The organism is Mycobacterium sp. TH-M25 (assembly GCF_057473665.1).
The window spans coordinates 1-4,596 of record NZ_JBYCLA010000298.1; the positions used below are offsets into that span (position 1 = coordinate 1).

Annotated in this window: 5 protein-coding genes; 1 reads left to right on the forward strand and 4 read right to left on the reverse strand. The window is 64.4% G+C overall.

Annotated features, from left to right (window positions below; translation table 11 throughout):
- Window positions 1-107 precede the first annotated feature (107 nt).
- Genes hsaB through hsaA form a run of 4 tightly spaced genes read right to left on the reverse strand, consistent with a single transcriptional unit; the run spans window position 108 to window position 3,628 of the window.
- The gene (hsaB, locus tag AC2VOU_RS10000; protein WP_486957233.1) at window positions 108-671 is read right to left on the reverse strand and encodes a 3-hydroxy-9,10-secoandrosta-1,3,5(10)-triene-9,17-dione monooxygenase reductase subunit; all 564 of its coding nucleotides are present in this window, start codon (window positions 669-671) and stop codon (window positions 108-110) included.
- A complete protein-coding gene (hsaC, locus tag AC2VOU_RS10005; protein WP_486957234.1) occupies window positions 671-1,570 on the reverse strand; it encodes an iron-dependent extradiol dioxygenase HsaC in 900 nt (299 codons plus the stop codon). The genes hsaB and hsaC overlap by 1 nt, the downstream gene beginning before the upstream one ends.
- 3 nt (window positions 1,571-1,573) lie before the next feature.
- A complete protein-coding gene (gene hsaD, locus AC2VOU_RS10010; RefSeq protein WP_486957235.1) occupies window positions 1,574-2,440 on the reverse strand; it encodes a 4,5:9,10-diseco-3-hydroxy-5,9,17-trioxoandrosta-1(10),2-diene-4-oate hydrolase in 867 nt (288 codons plus the stop codon).
- A 3-nt stretch (window positions 2,441-2,443) separates the two neighbouring features.
- Window positions 2,444-3,628, reverse strand: coding sequence for a 3-hydroxy-9,10-secoandrosta-1,3,5(10)-triene-9,17-dione monooxygenase oxygenase subunit (gene hsaA, locus AC2VOU_RS10015; protein ID WP_486957236.1), 1,185 nt, complete (start codon window positions 3,626-3,628; stop codon window positions 2,444-2,446).
- Between the two features lie 154 nt (window positions 3,629-3,782).
- On the opposite strand from hsaA, the gene AC2VOU_RS10020 reads away from it, so the two are divergent.
- On the forward strand, window positions 3,783-4,596 hold an 814-nt coding region (locus AC2VOU_RS10020), incomplete at its 3' end, for an FAD-binding oxidoreductase (RefSeq protein ID WP_486957237.1).

Genomic DNA, 4,596 nt, shown 5'->3' on the forward strand with positions numbered 1-4,596 from the left:
CATTCTTTTCGGTCAAGAATCCACACCTTCGGCAGCGGGCTTACCCCCTCCGTCCGCTGCTAAACATGAAATCCTGAATCCGCGTCCGCGACGCACACGACCCCCGACTATAGCCAGGTGTCCTGGGTGGTCGCTGTCAGGAACGCTTCCAAGTCGTCGCGCCACTGCGCCGGGGTGGTCTTGTCTGGCTCGATGCCGGTGTAGTCGCCGCGGTAAAAGAGCAGCGGTCGCGGCGTGATCTTGGGTACCTCAGACAGCGACTTGACCGCACCGAACACCACGAAGTGATCGCCACCGTCGTGCACCGAGGCGACCGTGCAGTCGATGTAGGCCAGCGATCCGTCGATGATGGGCGAGCCGAGTTCCGAGTGTTGCCAATCGATTCCGGCGAACTTGTCCGGATCCTTGGAGCCGAAGCGTGCCGAGACGTGCTTTTGACTCTCGGTTAGCACATTGACGCAGAATTTCCCGCTGGCTTCGATGGCCTGCCAGGACCGCGACACCTTGGTCGGGCAGAACAACACCAGCGGCGGTTCCAGCGACAACGCGGCGAAGGATTGGCAGGCGAAGCCGACCGGGGCGTCGTCGTGGACGGTGGTGATGATCGTGATACCGGTGCAGAACTGACCCAGCACGCTGCGAAACGTGCGGGCGTCGATCTGGACGGACATTACTTGAAGCCGACGCTGAAGTCGTGGCCCCAGAGGCTGATCGCGGTGCTCTCCCGCGCGATCCAGTCGTCGTCCTCGACTTTCCTTCCCTCACAGCCGAATTCGATGTCGAATCCACTGGGAGTCTTCATGTAGAACGACAGCATCAGGTCGTTGACGTGCCGGCCGAGTGTCGCTGACATCGGCACCTTGCGCCGCAACGCCCGATCCAGGCACAACCCCACGTCGTCGGCTTCGCCGACCTCGACCATCAGGTGCACGATCCCGCTCGGGGTCTGCCCCGGCATGAAGGCCAGGCTGTGGTGACGCGGATTGCAGCCGAGGAACCTCAGCCAGGCCGGTGGCCCGTCGGCCGGCCGACCCACCACCTGGGGCGGCAGTCGCATAGAATCGCGCAGCTTGAAATCCAATACTTCGCGGTAGAAATGCAGCGTCTCGGCGTCGTCACGGGTGGTCAAAACGACATGTCCGAGGCCCTGTTCACCGGTGACAAATGTGTGCCCATAGGGACTCACGACCCGCCGGTGTTCGAGCGCGGCGCCGTGGAAAACCTCCAGACCGTTGCCCGAGGGGTCGCAGAATTTGATCATCTCGTCGACCCGACGGTCGGCCAGCTCGGCGGCGGTGGCTTCCTTGTAGGGTGTGCCCTCGACGTCGAGCCGATCGCGAATATCTTGTAAGCCTTCGGCATTCGCACATTCCCAGCCGGCTTCGGTGAGACGGTCATGCTCACCCGGCACAATCACCAGGCGGGCGGGGAAATCGTCCATCCGCAGATAGAGAGCTCCCCCGGTAGCGCCCTTGCCTTCGACCATGCCGAGTACCTTCAGGCCGTAGTCGCGCCACGCCGCCATGTCGGTGGCTTCGATGCGCAGGTAGCCCAGTGAACGGATGCTCATCACTTATCCCAGGAAATCGATGGTCAGCTTGTTGAATTCGTCGAACTTCTCCACCTGCGCCCAGTGTCCGCACTGGCCGAAGACGTGCAGTTGCGCGCGCGGAATGGTCTTGAGCGCCAGCAGCGCACCGTCGAGCGGGTTGACCCGATCCTCGCGGCCCCAGATCAGCAGCACCGGCTGACGCAGTTTGTACGCCTCACGCCACATCATGCCGAGTTCGAAGTCCGCCCCCGAGAACGACATTCCCATCGCGCGGGTCGCCGTCAGCGATTCTGGGGTGGACGCCAGTTCGAAGCGCTGATCGATCAACTCGGGAGTGATCAGCTTCTGGTTGTAGACCATCACCCGCAGGAACGCCTCGAGATTTTCCCGGCTCGGCGCGGATGAGAATTTGCCCAGCCGCTTGACGCCCTCGGTGGGATCGGGGGCGAACAGGTTGATACTGAGCCCGCCAGGACCCATCAGCACCAGCTTGCCGGCCTTGTCGGGGTAATCCAGGGCGAACCGGACCGCAGTGCCTCCGCCGAGCGAATTGCCTACCAGCGGAACGCGTCCCAGGCCCAACTGGTCGAAGAGGCCCTTGAGTGCCCGGGCGGCGTAGTGGTTGAACTGCCCGTGCTCTGCGCGCTTGTCGGAGTGGCCGTAGCCGGGCTGATCGACGGCCAACACGTGAAACTGTTCGGCCAAGACCGGGATGTTACGCGAGAAGTTCGTCCAACTCGCCGCGCCCGGCCCGCCGCCGTGCAGCAGCACGATCGTCTGCTCGTTGCCGACGCCCGCTTCGTGGTAGTGCAGCTTCAGTGGCCCGTCGACGTCGACCTCGGCGAACCGTGAGGTTGACTCGAACGTCAGTTCTTCGGTCGCTGTCATCGGCTAGACCATCGTGTCGCCGGGCGGCAGCCCGAACTCGTGGTTTCCGAAGATTTGGTATGCCCGCTCGGGATCGTTGGCGGCGTGCACCCGGCCAGCGTGCGCATCACGCCAAAACCGTTGCACCGGCGCGTCGTTGGCCAGAGCTGTCGCACCGGAGGCCTCGAACAATCGGTCGACCGAGGCGATGCAGCGCCCGGTGGCGCGCACCTGGTCGCGGCGGGCGCGGGCCCGCAACTCGAACGGGATCTCCTTGCCCGCGGACAACAGCGCGTACTCGTCGCCGACGTTGCCGATCAGTTGCCGCCACGCGGCGTCGATGTCGCTGGCCGCCTCGGCGATGCGAACCTTGGCGAACGGGTCGTCCTTGGCTTTCTCACCCGCGAAAGCCGCACGCACCCGCTTGCCCTGGTGTTCGACGTGTGCCTCGTAGGCGCCGTAGGCCATACCGACGATCGGTGCCGAGATGGTCGTCGGATGCATGGTGCCCCAAGGCATCTTGTAGACCGGGGCGGTGTTGTTCTCATATCCGCCGGCGGTGCCGTCGTTCATCTGCTTGTAGGACAGGAACCGGTGCCGCGGCACGAAGACATCCTTGACGACGACGGTGTTGCTGCCAGTTCCCTTGAGGCCCACCACATGCCAGACATCGTCGATGCGGTATTCGCTGCGCGGGATCAGGAAGCTGCCGAAGTCGACCGGGCGACCGTCCTTGATGACGGGGCCGCCGAGAAATGCCCAGGTGGCATGGTCACAGCCCGAGGACCAGTTCCATGAGCCGCTGACCAGGTAGCCGCCGTCGACGACCGTGCCCGCGCCCATCGGGGCGTAGGACGACGAGACGCGCACGGTCGTGTCGTCGCCCCACACCTCGTCCTGGGCCCGCTGGTCGAAGAGCGCCAAGTGCCAGTTGTGCACGCCGATGATCGAGCTCACCCAGCCGGTGGAGCCGCACGCGCTCGCGATGCGGCGTACCGCCTCGTAGAACACCGCGGGGTCGCATTCCAGCCCACCCCATTGGGACGGCTGCAGCAACCGGAAGAAGCCGATTTCCTGAAGCTCGCTCACGGTCGCATCCGGCAGGCGTCGCAGGTCCTCGGTTTCTTGAGCCCGCTGGCGCAGCTTGGGCAGTAGCTCGTCGATGCCGTCTAGGACCGACTGGGCGTCACGTTGTTGAATGGACGTCACGGGTTCCTCCAAAGGTGGCGTGCAGGGGCCAACACAGAACCAAGACTAGAACACGTTCCGATTCGTGTCGAGCAGCATATGCCTGCGGCTGGTAGCGATACCTAGCCAGGTTTCTGTAACCTGTTCTAGTTATGAGTGACGGAAGGGTGAGGCCGTGACGGGCGCTGTTGGCGACGAACCGCTCGGCAGCCACGTCTTGGAGCTGGAAATTGCCGAAGTCGTCGCCGAAACCGACGATGCTCGGTCACTGGTGTTCACGGTTCCCGGCGATTCCCAGATACCGGCCGAGCGGCTGCGCTACGCCCCGGGCCAGTTCCTGACGCTGCGCATTCCCAGCGACCGCACCGGGTCGGTGGCTCGCTGCTATTCGCTGTGCAGCTCGCCGTTCAGCGACGAGGCGCTGACCGTCACGGTCAAACGTGACAGAGACGGCTACGCGTCGAACTGGCTGTGCGACAACGCCCACGTCGGCATGCGTATGCACGTCCTGGCGCCGTCGGGCACCTTCGTGCCCAGGACTCTCGACGACGACTTCCTGCTATTGGCCGCGGGCAGCGGAATCACGCCGATCATGTCGATCTGCAAGTCCGCGTTGTCCGAAGGCGGTGGACAGGTGACGCTGCTCTACGCCAACCGCGACGAGCGGTCGGTGATCTTCGCCGACGCGCTGCGCGAGCTGGCCGCCAAGTACCCGGACCGGCTGACCGTCATCCACTGGATCGAGTCGCTGCAAGGACTGCCGTCGGCAACCGCACTGGCGCAACTGGCCGCGCCGTTCACCGGGCGGCAGGCGTTCATCTGCGGGCCCGGACCGTTCATGGCGGCCGCCCGCGAGGCGCTAGAAGACTTGACAATGCCTGCGGGCCAAGTACACCTCGAGGTGTTCAAGTCGCTGGACAGCGACCCGTTCGCCACGGTGAAAGTCGAGCAAGACGATTCCGCCGAAGGCCCGGCCAGTGCGGTCGTCG